The 21,009-nt window shown below is 75.5% G+C and carries 2 protein-coding genes; both read left to right on the plus strand.

What is annotated here, in order from left to right:
* The first annotated feature begins 14 nt into the window (after positions 1-14).
* A complete protein-coding gene (locus tag ABD223_RS27430) occupies positions 15-4,799 on the plus strand; it encodes a type I polyketide synthase (protein WP_380645893.1) in 4,785 nt (1,594 codons plus the stop codon).
* A 68-nt stretch (positions 4,800-4,867) separates the two neighbouring features.
* Entirely contained in the window at positions 4,868-20,965 is a 16,098-nt protein-coding gene (locus ABD223_RS27435) for an SDR family NAD(P)-dependent oxidoreductase (protein WP_344039432.1), read from the plus strand.
* The last annotated feature ends 44 nt before the right edge of the window (positions 20,966-21,009 follow it).

Below are 21,009 nucleotides of genomic sequence, written 5' to 3' on the forward strand. Positions count from 1 at the left end.
AGTACCTGCGCCGGGTGACGGCCGACCTGCACGAGACCAGCCAGGAGCTGCGCGAGCTGCGGGAGCGGGCGGCCGAGCCCATCGCCGTGGTCGGCATGGGCTGCCGCTACCCCGGCGGCGTCGCCTCGCCCGACGACCTGTGGGAGCTGCTGCGCTCCGGCGCCGACGCGATCTCGGACATGCCGACCGACCGCGGCTGGGACGTGGACTCGCTGTACCACCCGGACCCGGAGCACCCGGGCACCACCTACGTGCGGCGCGGCGGCTTCCTGCACGACGCGCCGCAGTTCGACCCCGGGTTCTTCGGCATCTCGCCGCGCGAGGCCGCCGAGATGGACCCGCAGCAGCGCGTGCTGCTGGAGACCTCGTGGGAGGCCCTGGAGCACGCGGGCATCGACCCGGTGGGGCTCAAGGGCACCCGGACCGCCGTGTACGCGGGCGTGGTCTACCACGACTACTTCAACAGCTTCGGCGCCGGCAGCCTGGTGTCCGGCCGGGTGTCCTACCACCTCGGCCTGGAGGGCCCGGCGCTGACCGTCGACACGGGCTGCTCGTCGTCGCTGGTGGCGCTGCACCTGGCGTGCCAGGCGCTGCGCGCGGGCCAGGTGTCGCTCGCGCTCGCCGGCGGCGCCACGGTGATCTCCACGCCGGCCACGTTCCTGGAGTTCTCCCGGCAGCGGGCGCTGGCCGGTGACGGCCGGTGCAAGTCGTTCGCCGCCGCCGCGGACGGCGCGGGCTGGTCCGAGGGCTCCGGCGTGGTCGTGCTGGAGCGGCTGTCCGACGCGCTGCGCAACGGCCACGAGGTGCTGGCCGTGATCCGCGGCAGCGCGGTGAACCAGGACGGCGCGTCCAACGGCATCACCGCGCCCAACGGCCCGTCGCAGCGCCGCGTCATCCGCGCGGCCCTGAACGACGCCGGCCTGGCGCCGTCCGACGTGGACGTGGTGGAGGCGCACGGCACCGGCACCCGCCTGGGCGACCCGATCGAGGCGCAGGCCGTGCTGGCCACCTACGGGCAGGACCGCGAGCGGCCGCTGTGGCTGGGCTCGCTGAAGTCCAACATCGGCCACTCGCAGGCCGCCGCCGGCGTCGCGGGCGTGATCAAGATGGTGCTGGCGATGCGCAACGGCGTGCTGCCGCGCACCCTGCACGTGGACGAGCCGACGCCCGAGGTCGACTGGACCAGGGGCGACGTGGCGCTGCTGACCGAGGAGCAGCAGTGGCCCGAGACCGGTCGTCCGCGCCGGGCCGCCGTGTCGTCGTTCGGCATCAGCGGCACCAACGCGCACGTCGTGCTGGAGCAGGCCCCTGTCGAGGAGAACGCCACCGAGGCCACCGAGCCCGTCGAGCGGGAGCCCGAGCGGTCCGGCGTGGTGCCGTGGGTGCTGTCGGGCCGCACCGACGACGCGCTCAAGGCGCAGGCCGGGCGGCTGGTCGACCACCTGGACCGGCGCCCCGACCTGTCGGCGCGCGACCTGGGCTGGTCGCTGGCCACCACGCGGTCGGCGTTCGAGCACCGCGCCGTGGTGCTGGGCGAGGACCGGGACGCGCTGGCCGCCGGTGTCGGCGCGCTGGCCCTGGGCGAGCCCTCCGGCGCGCTGGTGACGGGCGTGGCCGACGTGGCGGGCAAGACCGTGTTCGTCTACCCCGGCCAGGGCGCGCAGTGGGTGGGCATGGCCGCCGAGCTGCTGGACGCCTCGCCGGTGTTCGCCGCCCGCATGGCCGAGTGCGCCGAGGCGCTGTCGGCGTTCGTCGACTGGGACCTGATCGCGGTCGCCCGCGGCGCGGAGGGCGCGCCGTCGCTGGACCGCGTGGACGTGGTGCAGCCCGTGCTGTGGGCGGTCATGGTGTCGCTGACCGCGCTGTGGCGGCACCACGGCGTCACCCCGGACGCGGTCGTCGGCCACTCGCAGGGCGAGATCGCCGCCGCCGTCGTGGGCGGCCACCTGTCGCTGCTCGACGGCGCCCGCGTGGTGGCGCTGCGCAGCCGCGCCATCCGCGAGCACCTGGCCGGGCACGGCGGCATGGTGTCGGTCGGCCTGTCCGCCGACGCGGTCCGCCCGCACCTGGAGCCGTGGGGCGAGCGCATCTCGGTCGCCGCGGTCAACGGCGCCTCCTCCGTCGTGGTCTCCGGCGAGCCGGGCGCCCTCGACGAGCTGGTCGCGACCCTGACCGCGCTGGACGTGCGCGCCAAGCGCGTGAACGTCGACTACGCCTCGCACTCCGCGCAGGTCGGCTCGATCGAGCAGCGGCTGCTGGCCGACCTCGCGCCGGTCGGGCCGCGCGCGGGCGAGGTGCCGATGCTGTCCACGGTGACCGGCGAGTGGGTCGAGGACGCCGCGCTGGACGCCCGCTACTGGTACACCAACCTGCGGACCACGGTCGCGTTCGACCCGGCCATCCGCACCCTCGCCGAGCGCGGGCACGCGGCGTTCGTCGAGGTCAGCCCGCACCCGGTGCTGTCGATGAGCATCCAGGAGACGCTGGACGACCGCGAGCAGCCGACCGCGGTGGTCGGCACGCTGCGCCGCGACGAGGGCGGCCCGGCCCGGTTCGCCCGCTCGCTGGCGGAGCTGCACGTGCGCGGCGTCAGCCCGGACTTCACCGTGCTGCTGCCCGGCGGCGCCCGGGTGCCGCTGCCCACCTACGCGTTCCGGCACCGCCACTTCTGGCTCACCGAGGAGCCTGCCGCCGCCGCTGCCGACCCCGCCGACGCGGCGTTCTGGGCCGCGGTGGAGGACGGCGGGCTGGAGTCGCTGGCGGCCGACCTGGCGGTGGACGAGGGCGCGCTGCGGCAGGTGCTGCCCGCGCTGACCACGTGGCGCTCGCGGCTGCGCGAGGACTCCACCGTGGACTCGTGGCGCTACCGCGTCGAGTGGCGTCCGGTCGAGGCGGACGTGCCGGTGGTGTTCCCCGGTTCGTGGCTGCTGGTGGTGCCGGAGTCCCTGCGCGACGACAAGCGCGTCACGGTCATCGCGGACGGTTTCGCCGCGCGCGGCGCGGACGTGCTGCGGGTCGAGGTGGAGGAGCTGGACCGCGCCGCGGTGGCCGAGCGGGTGCGCGCGGTGGTCGGGGAGACCACGCCGGACGGGGTGCTGTCCCTGCTGGGCCTGGACTCCCGGCCGCACCCGCTGTTCCCGTCGCTGTCGCGCGGCGTGGCGGCCTCGGTCGTGCTGGTGCAGGGCCTGGACGACGCGGGCGTGTCCGCGCGGTTGTGGTTCGGCACCTCCGCGGGCGTGGCGGTGGACGACTTCGAGGAGATCGCCGACCCGTACCAGGGCGCGCTGTGGGGCGTCGGCACGGTGCTCGGCCTGGACCGGCCGACCTCCTGGGGCGGCCTGGTGGACCTGCCGGTCGACGTGGACGACCTCGTGGTGGAGCGCCTGGTCGGCGTGCTGGACTCCGGGGACGAGGACCAGGTGGCGCTGCGGCCGGCCGGCGTGCTGGCGCGGCGCCTGGTCCGCGCGCCCGCGGGCCCGGCGGAGGACCGGTGGAGGCCGCGCGGCACGGTCCTGGTGACCGGCGGCACGGGCGGCGTCGGCGGGCACCTGGCCCGCTGGCTCGTGGCGGGCGGCGCGGAGCGGGTCGTGCTGACCTCGCGGCGCGGCCCGGACGCGCCCGGCGCGGCGGAGCTGCTGGCGGAGCTGGGCGGCAAGGCCGAGGTCGTGGCGTGCGACGTGGCCGACCGCGAGGCCCTGCGCGGGCTGGTGGAGTCGCTGCCGGAGCTGACGGCGGTGTTCCACGCGGCGGGCGTCATGCACCGCGAGTCCGGCCTCGACGACGTGTCCGTGGCGGACTTCGCCGAGATCGGGCACGCCAAGGTCGCCGGCGCGCTGCACCTGGACGAGCTGCTGGCGGGCCGCGAGCTGGACGCGTTCGTGGTGTTCTCCTCCGGCGCGGCGGTGTGGGGCTCGGGCGGTCAGACCGGCTACGCGGCGGCCAACGCCGTGGTCGACGGCGTCGTGCGCGGCCGCCGGGCCCGCGGCCTGGCGGGCACCTCGGTGGCGTGGGGCTCGTGGGGCGGCGGCGGCATGGCGGGCGGCGAGGCGGGTGAGCACCTGGCCCGGCTCGGCGTCGGCGTCATGGAGCCGAGGCTCGCGGTCTCCGCGCTCCAGGGCGTGCTGGACCGCGGCGAGGGCCACGTGGTCGTCGCCGACCTGGACTGGGCGCGGTTCGCGCCCACCTACGCGCTGTCCCGGCCCCGCCCGCTGATCGACACCGTGCCGGAGGCGCGGGCGGCGCTGGAACCCGCCGAGGACGACACCGCCGAGCAGGACGGCGACCTCGCCGCGAAGCTCGCGGGCCTGCCCGACGGCGAGCGCCGCGCGTTGCTGCTCGACATCGTGCGGACGCACGTGGCCTCGGTGCTCGGCTACGCCGGCGCGGACGCCGTGGAGCCCAACCGGGCGTTCAAGGACCTGGGCTTCGACTCCGTCACCGCGGTCGAGCTGCGCAACGCGCTGACCGGCGCGACCGGCGTGCGGCTGCCCGCCACCCTGGTGTTCGACCACCCGACGCCGGGCGCCCTGGTCACCCTCCTGCACACCGAGCTGGTCAGCGAGGGCGAGGCGCCCGTCGGCTCCGCGCTGGCCGAGCTCGACCGCCTGGAGATCGCCGCGGCGAACCTCGGGCCGGCGGAGATCGAGGCCGGGCACATCACCACCCGGCTCCAGAACCTGTTGAGCCGGCTCAACCAGACCGTGGCGGGCGACGCGCCCGCCGAGGTGGCCGACCGGCTCGAGAGCGCGTCCGCGGACGACGTCTTCGACTTCATCGACCGCGAACTCGGCATGGCCTGAGTTTCACCCAGCCTGGGTCCCCTGGGCGTCACTCCCCTCCGGTACAGCAGACTTGGTGAGGCACAACGATGGCGAACGAAGAGAAGCTCCTCGACTACCTCAAGAAGGTGACGGCCGACCTCCACCAGACGCGGCAGCGCCTGCGGGAGGCCGAGTCCGACGAGCAGGAGCCGATCGCGATCGTCGCGATGGCGTGCCGCTACCCGGGCGGGGTGCGGTCGCCGGAGGACCTGTGGCGGCTGGTCGCGGAGGGCGGTGACGCGATCGGCGACTTCCCGACCGACCGCGGCTGGGACACCTCCGCGCTGTTCGACGCCGACCCGGACCGCGCCGGGTCGAGCTACGTGCACCAGGGCGGCTTCGTCCACGACGTGGCCGACTTCGACGCCGGGTTCTTCGGCATCAGCCCGCGCGAGGCGCTGGCCATGGACCCGCAGCAGCGGATCGTGCTGGAGACGGCCTACGAGACCGTGGAGCGCGCCGGCATCAACCCGGACGCGCTGCGCGGCAAGCCCGTCGGCGTCTACGTCGGCTGCGGCGGCCAGGACTACTGGGACCGGCTGACCGACCTGCCCGAGGCCGTCGAGGCCTACATGAGCACCGGCAGCACCTCGGCGGTGATCTCCGGCCGGGTGTCCTACGCCCTCGGCCTGGAGGGCCCCTCGCTCACGATCAACACCGCGTGCTCGTCGGCGCTGGTGGCGATCCACCTCGCCGCCCAGGCGCTGCGCCAGCGCGAGTGCTCGCTGGCGCTCGCGGGCGGCGTGACGGTCATGTCCACGCCGGGCGCGTTCGTCGCCTTCTCCCGCCAGCGCGGCCTGGCCCCGGACGGCCGGTGCAAGCCGTTCTCCGAGGACGCCGACGGCACCGGCTGGGGCGAGGGCGTCGGCATGATCCTGCTGGAGCGGCTGTCCGACGCCCGCCGCAACGGCCACGAGGTGCTGGCCGTGGTGCGCGGCTCCGCCCTCAACCAGGACGGCGCGTCCAACGGCCTGACCGCGCCCAACGGCCCCTCGCAGCAGCGGGTGATCCTCCAGGCGCTGGCCAACGCGGGCCTGTCGTCCACCGAGGTGGACCTGGTCGAGGCGCACGGCACGGGCACCACGTTGGGTGACCCGATCGAGGCGCAGGCGCTGCTGGCCACCTACGGCCGCGAGCGCTCGGCCGACCGCCCGCTGTGGCTGGGGTCGATCAAGTCCAACATCGGCCACGCGCAGGCGTCGGCGGCGGTCAGCGGCGTGATCAAGGCCGTCATGGCGATCCGGCACGGCGTGCTGCCCCAGTCCCTGCACGTGGGCACGCCGTCCACGCACGTGGACTGGTCGTCCGGGCACATCGAGCTGCTGACCGGGACGCGCCCGTGGCCGGAGGTCGACCGGCCCCGGCGCGCGGCGGTCTCGGCGTTCGGCGTGAGCGGCACCAACGGCCACATCATCCTGGAGCAGGCGGAGCCCGACACCGCGCCCGCCGAGGGCGCGGGCTGGCCCGAGGGCGCGCCCGTGCCGTGGCTGGTCTCCGGCCGCACCGCCGCCGGCCTCGCGGCCCAGGAGGAGCGGCTCGCCGAGGCGCTGGACGGCGGGGCGTCGGCGGTGGACGTGGCCGCCGCGCTGGCGACCACGCGCGCCCCGATGGAGCACCGGGCCGTGGTGCTGGCCACCGACACCGCCGACGGGCTCGCGCAGCTGCGCGAGCACGGGGCGGCCGTGGTGCGCGGCGTGGCAGGCGGTGGTCGGTCGGCTTTCCTGTTCACCGGCCAGGGTTCGCAGCGGGTCGGCATGGGCCGCCGCCTGCACGCCGGGTTCCCGGTGTTCGGTGAAACGTTCGACCGGATTTGCGCTCTGATGGACGTTGAGCTGGGTCGATCGTTGAAGGACATCGTTTTCGGTGACGACCAGGAGTTGTTGAACCAGACAGCGTTCAGCCAGCCTGCTCTGTTCGCCTTTGAGGTATCGCTTTACCGGTTGTTGGAGTCCTGGGGCGTGAAGCCGGACTTCTTGGCGGGTCACTCGATCGGTGAGATCGCTGCCGCGCACGTGGCCGGGGTGTTCTCGCTCGAAGACGCCTGCAAGTTGGTGGCGGCTCGTGGTCGGTTGATGCAGGCCCTGCCTGCTGGTGGCGCGATGCTCGCGGTGCAGGCGACCGAAGAGGAAATCGTTCCACTGCTGGATGACCGGGTCGGCGTGGCGGCGGTGAACGGCCCCACGTCCGTGGTCCTCTCGGGTGCGGCGGACGCGATCGAGGAGGTGGCGGCCAAGCTGGAGGGCCGTCGCATGAAGCGGCTCGCCGTCTCGCACGCGTTCCACTCGCCGTTGATGGAGCCGATGCTCGCGGAGTTCCGGGCGGTCGTCTCCGGTATGACGTTCCACCAGCCCGCCCTGGCGGTCGTGTCGACCGTGACCGGCGTGCTCGCGACCGGCGACGACCTGGTCACCGCCGACTACTGGGTGCGGCACGTCCGGCAGGCCGTGCGGTTCCACGACGGCGCGGTGTTCCTGGCCGCCCAGGGCGTCTCGCGGTTCGTCGAGGTCGGCCCGGACGGCGTGCTGACCGGCATGGCGCAGGACTCGGTGGAGTCCGCGGTGCTCGTGGCCACCCAGCGCCGCGACCGCGACGAGGTGGCCGCGCTGGTCACCGCGCTGGCGCAGGCGTACGTCGCCGGTGAAGCGATCGACTGGGCCGCGGTGTTCGCCGGCCGCGCCGCGCGCCGCGTGGAGCTGCCGACCTACGCGTTCCAGCGCGAGCGGTTCTGGATCGAGTCCTCCTCGTCCGCGGGCGACGTGACCTCGGCCGGCCTCGACGCCACCGACCACCCGCTGCTGGGCGCGGCCATGACGCTGGCCAACTCCGACGGCGTGGTGTTCACCGGCCGGCTGTCGCTGCGGTCGCACCCGTGGCTGGGCGACCACCGCGTGGGCGGCTCGGTGTTCTTCCCCGGCACCGGTTTCGTCGAGCTGGCCGCCCGCGTGGGCGAGGACGTCGGCTGCGGCGTGGTGGACGAGCTGACCCTCGCCACCCCGCTGGTGCTGCCCGAGCAGGGCGCGGTGCAGCTCCAGATCGTGGTCGGCACGCCCGACGCGAGCGGCGTGCGGCCGTTCGAGGTGTACTCCCGCGACGAGGACGGCGGCGCCGACGCGCCGTGGACCACGCACGCCACCGGCCGGCTCGCCGCGGGCCGCCCGCGGCCCGGCTTCGACCTGGCCCAGTGGCCGCCCGCGGACGCCGAGCCCGTGGCGCTGGACGGCCTGTACGACCGGCTCGCCGAAGGCGGCCTGGACTACGGTCCCGCGTTCCGCGGCCTGCGCGCCGCGTGGCGGCGGGGCGACGAGCTGTTCGCCGAGGTGGCGCTGCCCGACGAGGCCGACGCCGAGCGCTTCGGCCTGCACCCGGCCGCGCTGGACTCCGCGCTGCACGCGCTGGGCCTGAGCGGCCTGGACGAGCACCGCGGCCTGCCGTTCTCCTGGACCGGGGTGGCCGTGCACGCCACGGGCGCCGCCGCGCTGCGCGTCCGGCTGTCCCCGGCGGGCGGCGGCGGGGTGGCCGTCGAGGTGGCCGACCCGACCGGCGCGCCGGTGGCCGCGGTCGAGTCGCTGGTGCTGCGGCCGACCGCCGACCAGCGCCCGGCCGCCGCCGGCCGCAGCCCGCTGCGCGTGCTGGGCTGGAAGCCCGTCGACACCGCCTCGCTCGACCTGCCCGAGGTGTCCTGGACGGCATGGGACGCCCTGGGCGACGGTGACGTGCCCGCGGTCGTGGTGCTGCCCGTGGAGGGCGGCGAGGACCCCGAGTCGGTGCGCACCCAGGTGCACCGCGTGCTGGGCGTGCTCCAGGCGTGGCTGACCGAGTCGCGGTTCGCCGCCTCGCGCCTGGTCGTGGTGACCGGGGGAGCGGTCGGCGACGACGTCACCGACCTGGCCGGCGCGGCCGTGTGGGGCCTGGTGCGCTCCGCGCAGGCCGAGAACCCGGACCTGGTCACCCTGCTGGACATCGAGGGCGCCGACCTGGCGCGGGCGCTGCCGGTCGCGCTGGCCTCCGGCGAGCCCCAGCTCGCCTTCCGCGGCGACTCGGTGACCGCCGCCCGCCTGACCACCGCGGCCGACGGCGCGGAGCAGGCCGGCTTCGGCGGCGGCACGGTCGTGGTGACCGGCGCGACCGGCACCATCGGCCGCATCGTGTCCCGCCACCTGGTGGCCGAGCGCGGCGTGCGCGACCTGCTGCTGCTCAGCCGGCGCGGCCTGGCCGCCGAGGGCGGCCCGGAGCTGGTCGCGGAGCTGGAGGCCGGCGGCGCGCGGGTCTCCCTGGTGGCCTGCGACGCGGCCGACCGCCACTCGCTCGCCGGGGTGCTGACCGGTGTCGACGTGTCCGCGGTGGTGCACGTGGCCGGCGTGGTCGACGACGGCGTGGTCACCGCGCTGGACCCGGCCCGCGTGGACGCGGTGCTGCGGCCCAAGGTCGACGCGGCCTGGAACCTGCACGAGCTGACCTCCGACCTGTCCGCGTTCGTGGTGTTCTCCTCGATGTCCGGTGTGCTGGGCGCGCCGGGCCAGGGCAACTACGCCGCCGCCAACGCCTACCTCGACGCGCTCGCCGCCCGCCGCCGCGCAGACGGGCTGCCCGCGACCTCGATCGCCTGGGGCCTGTGGGACCTCGAAAGCGCCATGACCGGCGCGCTCGACGCCGGCGACAAGGCCCGCATGTCCCGCAACGGCGTGCTGCCGCTGACCGCGGAGGAGGGCGTGGCGCTGTTCGACGCGGCCGTGTCCGCCGACGCGGCGGCCGTGGTCGCGGCCCGGCTGGACCTGCGCGCGCTGCGGGCGCTGGGCGACAACGCCCCCCTCGCGTTCGACGGCCTGGTCCGCCGCCCCGCCAGGCGCGCCGCCGCCGCGAACGCCGTCGCCGCCGACACCTCCGAGCTGGCGGGCCGGCTGGCCGGGCTGTCCGAGGAGGAGCGGCACACCGAGGTGCTGACCCTGGTGCGCGCCAGGGTCGCGGCCGTCCTCGGGCACGGCTCGCCCGACGACGTCGACCCCGCGCGGGCGTTCCAGGACCTCGGGTTCGACTCGCTGACCGCCGTGGAGCTGCGCAACGGCCTCAACGCCGCGACCGGCCTGCGGCTGCCCGCCACGCTGGTGTTCGACTACCCGACCCCGCTGGTGCTGGTCGAGCACCTGCTGACCGAGCTGTCCGGGTCGGCCGCCACCGCCAAGGCGGTCGTCGCGACCAAGCGCGCCGACGACGACCCGATCGCGATCGTGGCCATGGCGTGCCGCTACCCCGGCGGGGTGCGGTCGCCGGAGGACCTGTGGCAGCTGCTGACCGAGGGCCGCGACGCCATCGGCGCGTTCCCGGTCGACCGCGGCTGGAACGTCGCCAAGCTGCACGACCCCGAGTCCGTGCGGCCCGACACCACCTACGTGGCCGAGGGCGGCTTCCTGGACGACGCCGCGCTGTTCGACCCCGGCTTCTTCGGCATCAGCCCGCGCGAGGCCGTGATCATGGACCCGCAGCAGCGGCTGCTGCTGGAGGCGTCCTGGGAGGCCTTCGAGCGCGGCGGCATCGACCCCGGCGCCCTGAAGGGCAGCCCGACCGGCGTGTTCGCGGGCGTGATGTACCACGACTACGTGACCGGCCACAGCTCCGGCGGCGTGGTGTCCGGCCGCGTGTCCTACACGTTCGGCTTCGAGGGCCCGGCGGTGTCGGTGGACACCGCGTGCTCGTCGTCGCTGGTGGCGATCCACCTGGCGGCGCAGGCGCTGCGGTCGGGCGAGTGCTCGCTGGCCCTCGCGGGCGGCGTGACCGTGATGGCCACGCCGGAGACGTTCGTCGAGTTCTCCCGCCAGCGCGGCCTGGCCGCGGACGGCCGGTGCAAGCCGTTCGCGGACGCCGCCGACGGCACCGGCTGGTCCGAGGGCGTCGGCGTGCTGGTGCTGGAGCGCCTGTCGGACGCGCGCCGCAACGGGCACCCGGTGCTGGCCCTGGTCAAGGGTTCGGCGGTGAACCAGGACGGTGCGTCGAACGGTTTGACGGCGCCGAACGGTCCGTCGCAGCAGCGGGTGATCCGGCAGGCGTTGGCGAACGCGGGTCTGGCCCCGTCCGAGGTGGACGCGGTGGAGGCGCACGGCACGGGCACGACGTTGGGTGACCCGATCGAGGCGCAGGCGCTGCTGGCCACCTACGGCCAGGACCGCGACGAGCCCCTGTGGCTGGGCTCGGTGAAGTCCAACCTCGGCCACACGCAGGCCGCCGCCGGTGTCGCCGGCGTGATCAAGATGGTGCTGGCGATGCGGCACGGCGTCGTGCCCAAGACCCTGCACGTCGACCAGCCCTCCTCGCACGTGGACTGGGACGCGGGCAACGTCGAGCTGCTGACCGAGGCCGTGCCGTGGCCGGAGGTCGCCCGCCCGCGCCGGGCCGGCGTGTCGTCGTTCGGCATCAGCGGCACCAACTCGCACGTGGTGCTGGAGCAGGCGCCCGAGCACGTCGAGCGCGTCGAGCCGGTCACCGTGACCGCCACCGCGCCGTGGGTGCTGTCCGCCCGCACCGAGAACGCGCTGCCCGCCCAGGCGGCGAAGCTGCTCCCGCTGGTGGAGAACGGTGTCGACCCGACCGACCTGGCCTGGTCGCTGGCCACCCAGCGCACCGCGCTGGAGCACCGCGCCGTGGTGGTCGGCGACGACCGCGACGGCCTGCTGGCCGGGCTGCGGGCACTGGCCGCCGACACCGCCTCGCCGTCCGTGGCGCGCGGGGTGGCCGGGCACGGCAAGCTCGCGTTCCTGTTCACGGGTCAGGGTTCGCAGCGGGTCGGCATGGGCCGGGAGCTGTCGGCGGCCTTCCCGGTGTTCGGTGCGTCGTTCGACCGGGTCTGCGCTCTGATGGATGTTGAGCTGGGTCGATCGTTGAAGGACATCGTTTTCGGCGATGATCAGGAGTTGTTGAACCAGACGGCGTTCAGCCAGCCCGCTCTGTTCGCGTTCGAGGTATCGCTGTTCCGCTTGCTGGAGTCCTGGGGTGTCAGGCCCGACTTCCTGGCGGGTCACTCGATCGGTGAGATCGCTGCCGCGCACGTGGCCGGGGTGTTCTCGCTCGAAGACGCCTGCAAGTTGGTGGCGGCTCGTGGTCGGTTGATGCAGGCCCTGCCTGCTGGTGGGGCGATGCTGGCGGTGCAGGCGACCGAAGAGGAAATCGTTGCGCTGCTGGACGAGCGGGTTGGTCTCGCGGCGGTGAACGGTCCGACGTCCGTGGTCCTCTCGGGCGCGGCGGACGCGATCGAGGAGGTGGCGGCCAAGCTGGAGGGCCGTCGCATGAAGCGGCTCGCCGTCTCGCACGCGTTCCACTCGCCGCTGATGGAGCCGATGCTGGAGGAGTTCCGCGCGGTGGCGGAAGGTATGACGTTCCACCCGGCCGAGTACGCCATCGTGTCCACGCTGACCGGGGCCCTCGCCGGAGAAGATGATCTTGTTTCGGCGGACTACTGGGTGCGTCACGTGCGGCAGGCGGTGCGGTTCGCCGACGCCGTGAGCGACCTGGCCCGCCGAGGGGTGACCCGGTTCGTCGAGGTCGGCCCGGACGGCGTGCTGACCGGCATGGCGCAGGACTCGGTCGACTCGGCGGTGCTGGTGGCCGCGCAGCGGCGCGACCGCGCCGAGGTCGTCGCGCTGACGGCGGCCGTCGGCCAGGCGTTCGCGTCGGGTGTGTCGATTGACTGGACGGCGTTCCTCGCCGGGCGCGGCGGGCGGCGGGTCGAGCTGCCGACCTACGCGTTCCAGCACGAGCGCTTCTGGATGGACGACCCGGCCGTGGTCGGCGAGCCCGTCGGCGCGGGCATGGACGCCACCGACCACCCGCTGCTGGGCGCGGCCATGACGCTCGCGGACTCCGAGGGCGTGGTGTTCACCGGCCGGCTGGCGCTGCGCACGCACCCGTGGCTGGCGGACCACCGCATCGGCGACGTGGTGCTGTTCCCCGGCACGGGCTTCGTCGAGCTGGCCGCCCGCGCGGGCGCCGGGGTCGGCTGCGGCGTCGTGGAGGAGCTGACGCTGTCCGCGCCGCTGGTGCTGCCCGAGCAGGGCGCGGTCCAGGTCCAGGTGACCGTGGCCGCGCCGGACGCGAGCGGTCGCCGGGCGGTGGCCGTGCACTCCCGCGAGGACGCGGCGGGCGGCGAGCCGTGGACCGGTCACGCCACCGGCGTGCTGGCGGCCGGGCCGGTCGAGGGCCAGGCCCTGACCGAGTGGCCGCCCGCCGGGGCCGAGCCGATCGCGCTCGACGGCGTCTACGAGGGCTTCGCCGCCGCCGGCCTGGGCTACGGCCCGGTGTTCCAGGGCCTCCAGGCGGCCTGGCAGCGCGGTGACGAGGTGTTCGCCGAGGTCGCGCTGCCCGAGCACGTCGAGGTCGACGGGTTCGAGGTGCACCCGGCGCTGTTCGACGCCGCCCTGCACGCCATCGCGCTGGCCGGCGACGCCGGCCGGGACGCCGCGCTGCCCTTCGCCTGGGGCGGTGTCGCCGTGCACGCCACGGGCGCTTCGGCGGTCCGGGTGCGGATCGCGCCCGCCGGTTCGGGCGTGCGGCTCGACATCGCGGACCCGGCGGGCACGCCGGTGCTGACCGCGGGCTCCCTGGTCCTGCGCCCGGTCGGCACGGGGCAGCGGGCGGCGGTGCGCCGCGACCCGCTGTACCGGGTGGACTGGTCCCCGCTCGACCTGCCCGTGGCCGACCCGGTCACCTGGGTCGAGTGGGACACCGTGAACGACGTCGTGCCCGCGGTCGTCGTGCTGCCCGTGGAGGCCGGCGCGGAGCCGGCCGCGGTGCACGGCGAGGCGCACCGGGTGCTGGCCGTGCTCCAGACCTGGCTGGCCGAGGACCGCTTCGCCGCCTCGCACCTGGTCGTGGTGACCCGCGGCGCGGTGCCCGTCGGCGACGAGGGCGTGCGCGACCTGGTCGGTGCGGCGGTGTGGGGCCTGGTGCGGTCCGCGCAGGCCGAGAACCCGGACCTGTTCCTGCTGGTCGACCTGGACGAGGGCACCGCGCTGGACGCGGCGCTGCCGGTCGCGCTGGCCTCCGGCGAGCCGCAGCTGGCCTTCCGCGGCGGTGTCGCGCATTCCGCCCGCCTGGTCCGGGCCGCGGTGCCCGACGACACCGAACCCGGCTTCGGCGACGGCACCGTCGTGGTGACCGGTGCGACCGGCGCGCTGGGCCGGGTCGTCACCCGGCACCTGGTGGTCGAGCGCGGCGTGCGCGACCTGCTGCTGCTGAGCCGGCGCGGCCTGGCCGCCGAGGGCGGTCCGGAGCTGGTCGCGGAGCTGGAGTCGTTGGGCGCGACGGTGTCGCTGGTCGCCTGCGACGCGGCCGACCGCGACGCGCTGGCCCCGGTGCTGGCCGGGGTGGACGTGTCCGCGGTGGTGCACGTGGCCGGTGTGCTGGACGACGGCGTGGTCACCGCCCTCACCCCCGAGCGGGTGGACGCGGTGCTGCGGCCCAAGGTCGACGCGGCCTGGAACCTGCACCGGTTGACCTCGGACCTGTCGGCGTTCGTGGTGTTCTCCTCCCTGTCGGGCGTGCTGGGCGCGCCGGGCCAGGGCAACTACGCCGCCGCCAACGCCTACCTCGACGCGCTCGCCGCGCACCGCAGGGCCGCCGGCCTGCACGCCACCTCGATGGCGTGGGGCCTGTGGGGCCTGGACGACAGCGCGATGACCGGCACGCTCGACGCCGACGACCTGGCCCGGCTCTCCCGCGGCGGCGTGCTGCCGCTGACCGAGAAGGACGGCCTCGCGCTGTTCGACGCGGCGCTCGCCGCGGGCGAGGCGCTGGTCGTGCCCGCCAAGCTCGACCCGGCGGGCCTGCGCGAGCAGGGCGACGCCCTGTCCCCGCTGCTGCGCGGGCTGGCCGGCCCGGTCCGCCGCACCGCGGCGAAGGCGCCGACCGCGGGCGGCCTGGGCGACCGGTTGGCCGCCCTGCCCGACGCCGAGGCCCGCGAAGCGGTGCTGGACCTGGTGACCGGGAACATCGCCGCGGTCCTCGGCCACGCCACGGCCGCCGCGGTCGACCCGAACCGGGCCTTCCAGGACCTGGGCTTCGACTCGCTGACCGCGGTCGAGTTCCGCAACGCCCTGTCCGCCGCGGTCGGGCTGCGGCTGCCCGCGACCCTGGTGTTCGACCACCCGACGCCGGCCGCGCTCGCCGAGCACGTGCACCGCGAGCTGACCGGTTCCCGGGGCGACGTCGTGGTGGCGAAGGCCAAGGCCGTGGACGACGACCCCGTGGTCATCGTCGGCATGGCGTGCCGCTACCCCGGCGGGGTGCGGTCGCCGGAGGACCTGTGGCGGCTGGTGGCCGAGGGCGGCGACGCGATCGGCGGGTTCCCGGTCGACCGCGGCTGGGACGTGCGCCGGCTCTACGACCCCACCCGCACCCGTCCCGACACGACCTACGTCGACCAGGGCGGCTTCCTGCACGACGCCGCCGAGTTCGACGCCGAGTTCTTCGGCATCTCGCCGCGCGAGGCGGTGCTGCTCGACCCGCAGCAGCGCGTGCTGCTGGAGACCTCGTGGGAGGCCTTCGAGCGGGCGGGCATCGACCCGGCGTCGCTGCGGGGCAGCCAGACCGGCGTCTTCGCCGGCACGATGTACCACGACTACATCACCAGCCACAACGCGGGCAGCGTGGTGTCCGGCCGCGTGGCCTACACGTTCGGCCTGGAGGGCCCGGCGGTCACCGTGGACACGGCGTGCTCGTCGTCCCTGGTGGCGCTGCACCTGGCGGCGCAGGCCCTGAGGTCCGGCGAGTGCGGTCTCGCGCTGGTCGGCGGCGTCACGGTCATGGCGACGCCCGAGACGTTCATCGAGTTCAGCCGCCAGGGCGGCCTGTCCGAGGACGGTCGGTGCAAGTCGTTCTCCGACGGCGCGAACGGCACCGGCTGGGGCGAGGGCGTCGGTGTGCTGGTGCTGGAGCGGCTGTCCGACGCGCGCCGCAACGGCCACGAGGTGCTCGCGGTCGTGCGCGGCTCGGCGGTGAACCAGGACGGTGCGTCGAACGGTTTGACGGCGCCGAACGGTCCGTCGCAGCAGCGGGTGATCCGGCAGGCGTTGGCGAACGCGGGTCTGGCCCCGTCCGAGGTGGACGCGGTGGAGGCGCACGGCACGGGCACGACGTTGGGTGACCCGATCGAGGCGCAGGCGCTGCTGGCCACCTACGGCCAGGACCGCGAGACGCCGCTGTGGCTCGGGTCGATCAAGTCGAACATGGGTCACACGCAGGCCGCCGCCGGTGTCGCCGGGATCATCAAGATGGTCATGTCCATGCGGCACGGGGTCATCCCCAAGACCCTGCACGTCGGTGAGCCGTCGCGGCACGTCGACTGGTCCGAGGGCAACGTCTCCCTGCTGACGGAGTCGGTGCCGTGGCCCGAGCGGGGCCGTCCGCGCCGGGCCGGCGTGTCGTCGTTCGGCATCAGCGGCACCAACGCCCACACGATCATCGAGCAGGCGCCCGCGGCGCCGGCCGTGGCGGGGCGCGAGTCGGACGAGCCGGTCGCCCTGGCGGTGTCCGCGCGGTCCGCCGAAGGGCTGCGGGCGCAGGCCGACCGACTGGCGTCCTTCCTGCTCGACGGCGCGCACGACGTGGTGGACGTGGCGTGGTCCGCCGCGCTCCACCGGTCCGCCCTGGAGCACCGGGCGGCCGTGGTCGGCCGGGACCGGGCGGAGCTGGTGGCCGGGCTGCGCGCCCTCGCCGACGACGTCGCCGGCGCGACCGGCGTGGTCAAGGGCCGGGTGGCGCCGGGCAAGCTCGCGTTCCTGTTCACCGGTCAGGGTTCGCAGCGGATCGGCATGGGCCGCGACCTGGCGACGGCGCACCCGGTGTTCGGTGCGTCGTTCGACCGGGTCTGCGCTCTGATGGATGTTGAGCTGGGTCGATCGTTGAAGGACATCGTTTTCGGCGATGATCAGGAGTTGTTGAACCAGACGGGGTTCAGCCAGCCCGCGTTGTTCGCCTTTGAGGTATCGCTGTTCCGCTTGCTGGAGTCCTGGGGCGTGAAGCCGGACTTCTTGGCTGGTCACTCGATCGGTGAGATCGCTGCCGCGCACGTGGCGGGGGTGTTCTCGTTGGAGGACGCCTGCAAGTTGGTGGCGGCTCGTGGTCGGTTGATGCAGGCGCTGCCGACCGGTGGCGCGATGCTCGCGATCGAGGCGACCGAAGAGGAAATCGTTCCACTCCTGGACGAGCGGGTCGGTCTGGCGGCGGTCAACGGCCCCACGGCCGTGGTCGTCTCCGGTGCGGCGGACGCCGTGGAGGAGGTGGCGGCCAAGCTGGAGGGCCGTCGCATGAAGCGGCTCGCGGTGTCGCACGCGTTCCACTCGCCGCTGATGGAGCCGATGCTGGAGGAGTTCCGCGCGGTCGCCGCGCGGATCGCCTACCGGGTGCCCGCGACGCCGGTGGTGTCGACGCTGACCGGTGTCCTGGCCGAGGGCGAGGACCTGGTGACCGCCGACTACTGGGTCCGGCACGTCCGGCAGGCCGTGCGGTTCCACGACGCCGTGAGCGACCTGGCCGGGCGCGGCGCCGTCCGGTTCCTGGAGGTCGGCCCGGACGGCGTGCTCACCGGCATGGCCCAGGTGGACGGCACGTTCGTGGCCGCCCAGCGCAAGGGCCGCGAGGAGGCGACGACCGCCGTGCTCGCGGTGGCGGGGCTGCACGTGGCCGGCGCGACCGTGGACTGGTCGGCGTTCTTCGCCGGGCGCGGCGGGCGGCGGGTCGAGCTGCCGACCTACGCGTTCCAGCGGCGCAGGTACTGGATGGACGGTTCCACCGAGGCGGGCGACGTGGCCTCGACGGGCCTGCGCGCGGCCGAGCACCCGCTGCTCGTCGCCACCACCACGCTGCCCGACACCGACGGCCTGATCGTCACCGGCCTCCTCTCCCGGCACACCCACCCGTGGCTGGTCGACCACGACCTGGGCGGCGTGGTGGTGTTCCCCGGCACCGGCCTGGTGGAGCTGGCGCTCCAGGCGGGCGCGCGCGCCGGGTGCGGCGCGCTGGAGGAGCTGACCATCCACACGCCGCTGCTGCTGCCCGAGGACGACGGGGTGAGCGTGCAGGTCTCGGTGTCCGCGCCGGACGGCGACGGGGCCCGCGCGGTGGCCGTCTACGGCCGCGAGCAGGACGCCGACGCCGACGCGCCGTGGACCAAGCACGCCGCGGGCGTCCTGGTCCCGGGCGACGGCGGCACGGGTGTCGAGCTGGTCGAGTGGCCGCCGGCGGGCGCGTCGGAGCTGCTGTTCGACGACCTGTACGAGCAGATGGCGGACGCGGGCCTGAACTACGGGCCGGTGTTCCAGGGCGTGCGCCGGGCCTGGCAGCGCGACGGCGAGCTGTTCGCCGAGATCACGCTGCCCGAGGACGCGGCGGCCGACGCCCGCCGGTTCGGGGTGCACCCGGCCGCGCTGGACGCCGCCGTGCAGGCCATCGGCCTGGACCGGGGCGCGGACGAGCCGCCCGCGGTGCCGTTCGGCTGGCACGGGGTCACCCTGCACGCCGCCGGCGCGCCCGGTCTGCGCGTGCGGATCACCCGCGGCGGTCGGGACGAGGCGTCGCTCGACCTCGCCGACCCGACCGGCCGCCCGGTGGCCACGGTGCGCTCGCTGGTCCTGCGGCCCTTCGCCGGGCAGCCTTCGCGGCGGGCGGACTCGCTGTTCCGGCCGGAGTGGGTGCCGGTCCCGGCGCCCGCCGCGCCGGTCACCGGCCGCTGGGCCCTGGTGGGCGACGACGACCTGGGCGTCGGCACCGTGCTCAAGGCCGCCGGGTACGCGGTCGAGGCGCACGCCGACCTCGCCGCGCTCGGCGAGACCCTGGTGGACGGCGCGCCCGAGGTGGTGCTGGCGCAGTTCGCGCCGACCGGCTCGCTCGACGCGGCGACCGTGCGCTCGGTCGCGCACCGCGCCCTGGCGACGCTCCAGGCGTGGCTGGCGGAGGAGCGCTACGGCGCGACCAAGCTGGTCGTGCTGACGCGCGGCGCGCAGGACGGCGACGACCCGGCCTCGGCGGCGGTGTGGGGCCTGGCGCGGTCCGCGCAGTCGGAGAACCCGGACCGGGTCGTGCTGGTGGACCTGGACGGGCACGACGAGTCGGCGCAGGCGCTCGCGGCGGTCGTCGCGGGCGGCGAGCCGCAGGTCGTGGTGCGCGGCGGGCAGGTGCGCGCGGCGCGGCTGACCCGGGTCGCCGAGGCCGGCGAGGAGCCCGGCAGCGCGTTCGGCCCCGAGGGCCGCGTGCTGGTCACCGGCGCGACGGGCACGCTCGGCGGGCTGGTGGCCCGGCACCTGGTGACCGGGCACGGCGTGCGCGACCTGCTGCTGGTCAGCAGGCGCGGCGCGGCGGCCGGCGGCGGCGCCGAGCTGGTGGCCGAGCTGACCGGGCTGGGCGCGCGGGTCGAACTGGCGGCGTGCGACGTCGCCGACCGGGACGCGCTGGCCGCGCTGCTGGCCGAGCACCCGGTGACCGCGGTCGTCCACACGGCGGGCGTCCTCGACGACGGCGTGCTGGCCTCGTTGACGCCCGAGCGGGTGGACGCCGTGCTGCGGCCCAAGGTCGACGCGGTGCTCAACCTGCACGAGCTGACCTCGGGGTCGAACGCCGACCTGACCGCGTTCGTGGTGTTCTCCTCCGCCGCCGGCCTGATGGGCGGCGCGGGGCAGGCGAACTACGCGGCGGCCAACGCGTTCCTCGACGCGCTGGCGGTGCACCGGCGGGCCAACGGCCTGCCCGCGCAGTCGCTGGCCTGGGGCCTGTGGGCCGAGGACAGCGCGATGACCAGCGGGCTCGGCGAGAGCGGCCGGGGCCGCATGGCGCGCGGCGGGGTGCGACCGCTGCCGGCGGAAGAGGGCCTGGCCCTGTTCGACGCCGCGTGCGCGCTGCCCGACGCCGTGCTGGCGCCGGTCAAGCTCGACCTGAAGGGCGCGGTCGCGGGCCAGGTGCCGCCGATCCTCAACGCCCTGGTGCCCGCCGCCCGCGTGAGCACCACCGCCACCGCGGCCGACGACCCGGCCGCGCTGCGCCGCCGCCTGGCCGGGCTGGACGACGCGGGCCAGGACGAGGCGCTGCGGCAGCTCGTGCGCGCCACGGCCGCCGGCGTGCTCGGCTACGACGGCCCCGAGGCGGTGGAGGCGGACCGGGCGTTCGTGGAGCTGGGCCTGGACTCGCTGACCGCCGTGGAGCTGCGCAACGCCCTCAACGGGGCCTCGGGCCTGAGGTTGGCCACCACCGCGGTGTTCGACCACGGCACGCCCGAGCGGCTGGCGGCGCACCTGCGCGCCGAACTCGCCGCCGCCCCGGCCGAGGGCGCTCCGGCGCCGCGCGCCGAGGCCGCCTCGGACACGATCAGCGCGTTGTTCCGCCAGGCCGTGCGCAGCGGCCGGCCGGCCCAGGGCCTCGCCCTGATCACCGCCGCGGCGGACGTGATGGAGTCGTTCGACACCGCGGCCGAGGCGGGGGAGATCCCGCCCGCGGTCACGCTGAGCCGGGGTCCCGGCTCGCCGACCCTGGTGTGCTTCGCCTCGCCGATGGCGCTGGGCGGACCGCAGCAGTACGCCCGCCTCGCCGCCCGGTTCCGCGAGGAGCTGGACGTGGTGGTGCTGCCGACCCCGGGCTTCGACCGGGAGGGGAGCCTGCCCGCCACGGCGGCGGCCGCGGTGGACTACTTCGCCGAGGCCATCCGGCCGATCGCGGAGCAGGGGCCGTACGCGGTGGCCGGGTACTCCTCGGGCGGCCTGTTCGCGCACGCCGCGGCCGGGCTGCTGGAGCGCCGGGGCATCGGGCCGGTCGGTGTCGCGCTGCTGGACACCTACCCGACCACGGGCGCGACCACGACGCGGTTCTTCACCCACATGCTCGACGCGCTGCTGGCCCGCGAATCGGAGTTCGGCGAGTTCAGCGGCTCGCGGCTGGCGGCCATGGGACGCTACTCCAAGCTGCTCACCGAGTGCCCGGTCGAGGAGCTGGCCGCGCCCGTGCTGTTCGTGCGGCCGCAGGAGTCGATCGAGGGCAAGGAGGGCGACGGCACGTGGCGCGCGGTCTGGAGCGGCGCGCACGAGCTGGTCGAGGTGCCCGGCGACCACTTCACGATGATGGAGAGCACGGCCGAGAGCACGGCGTCCGCCGTGCGCGACTGGCTGCTCGGACTGTGACGACCGCGGGGCGCCCGCCCCGCTCTTGAGGATGAGGAGTGGTG

Origin of the sequence: Saccharothrix xinjiangensis (assembly GCF_039527585.1) — a bacterium.
In the GTDB taxonomy this organism is placed as follows: Bacteria; Actinomycetota; Actinomycetes; order Mycobacteriales; family Pseudonocardiaceae; genus Actinosynnema; species Actinosynnema xinjiangensis.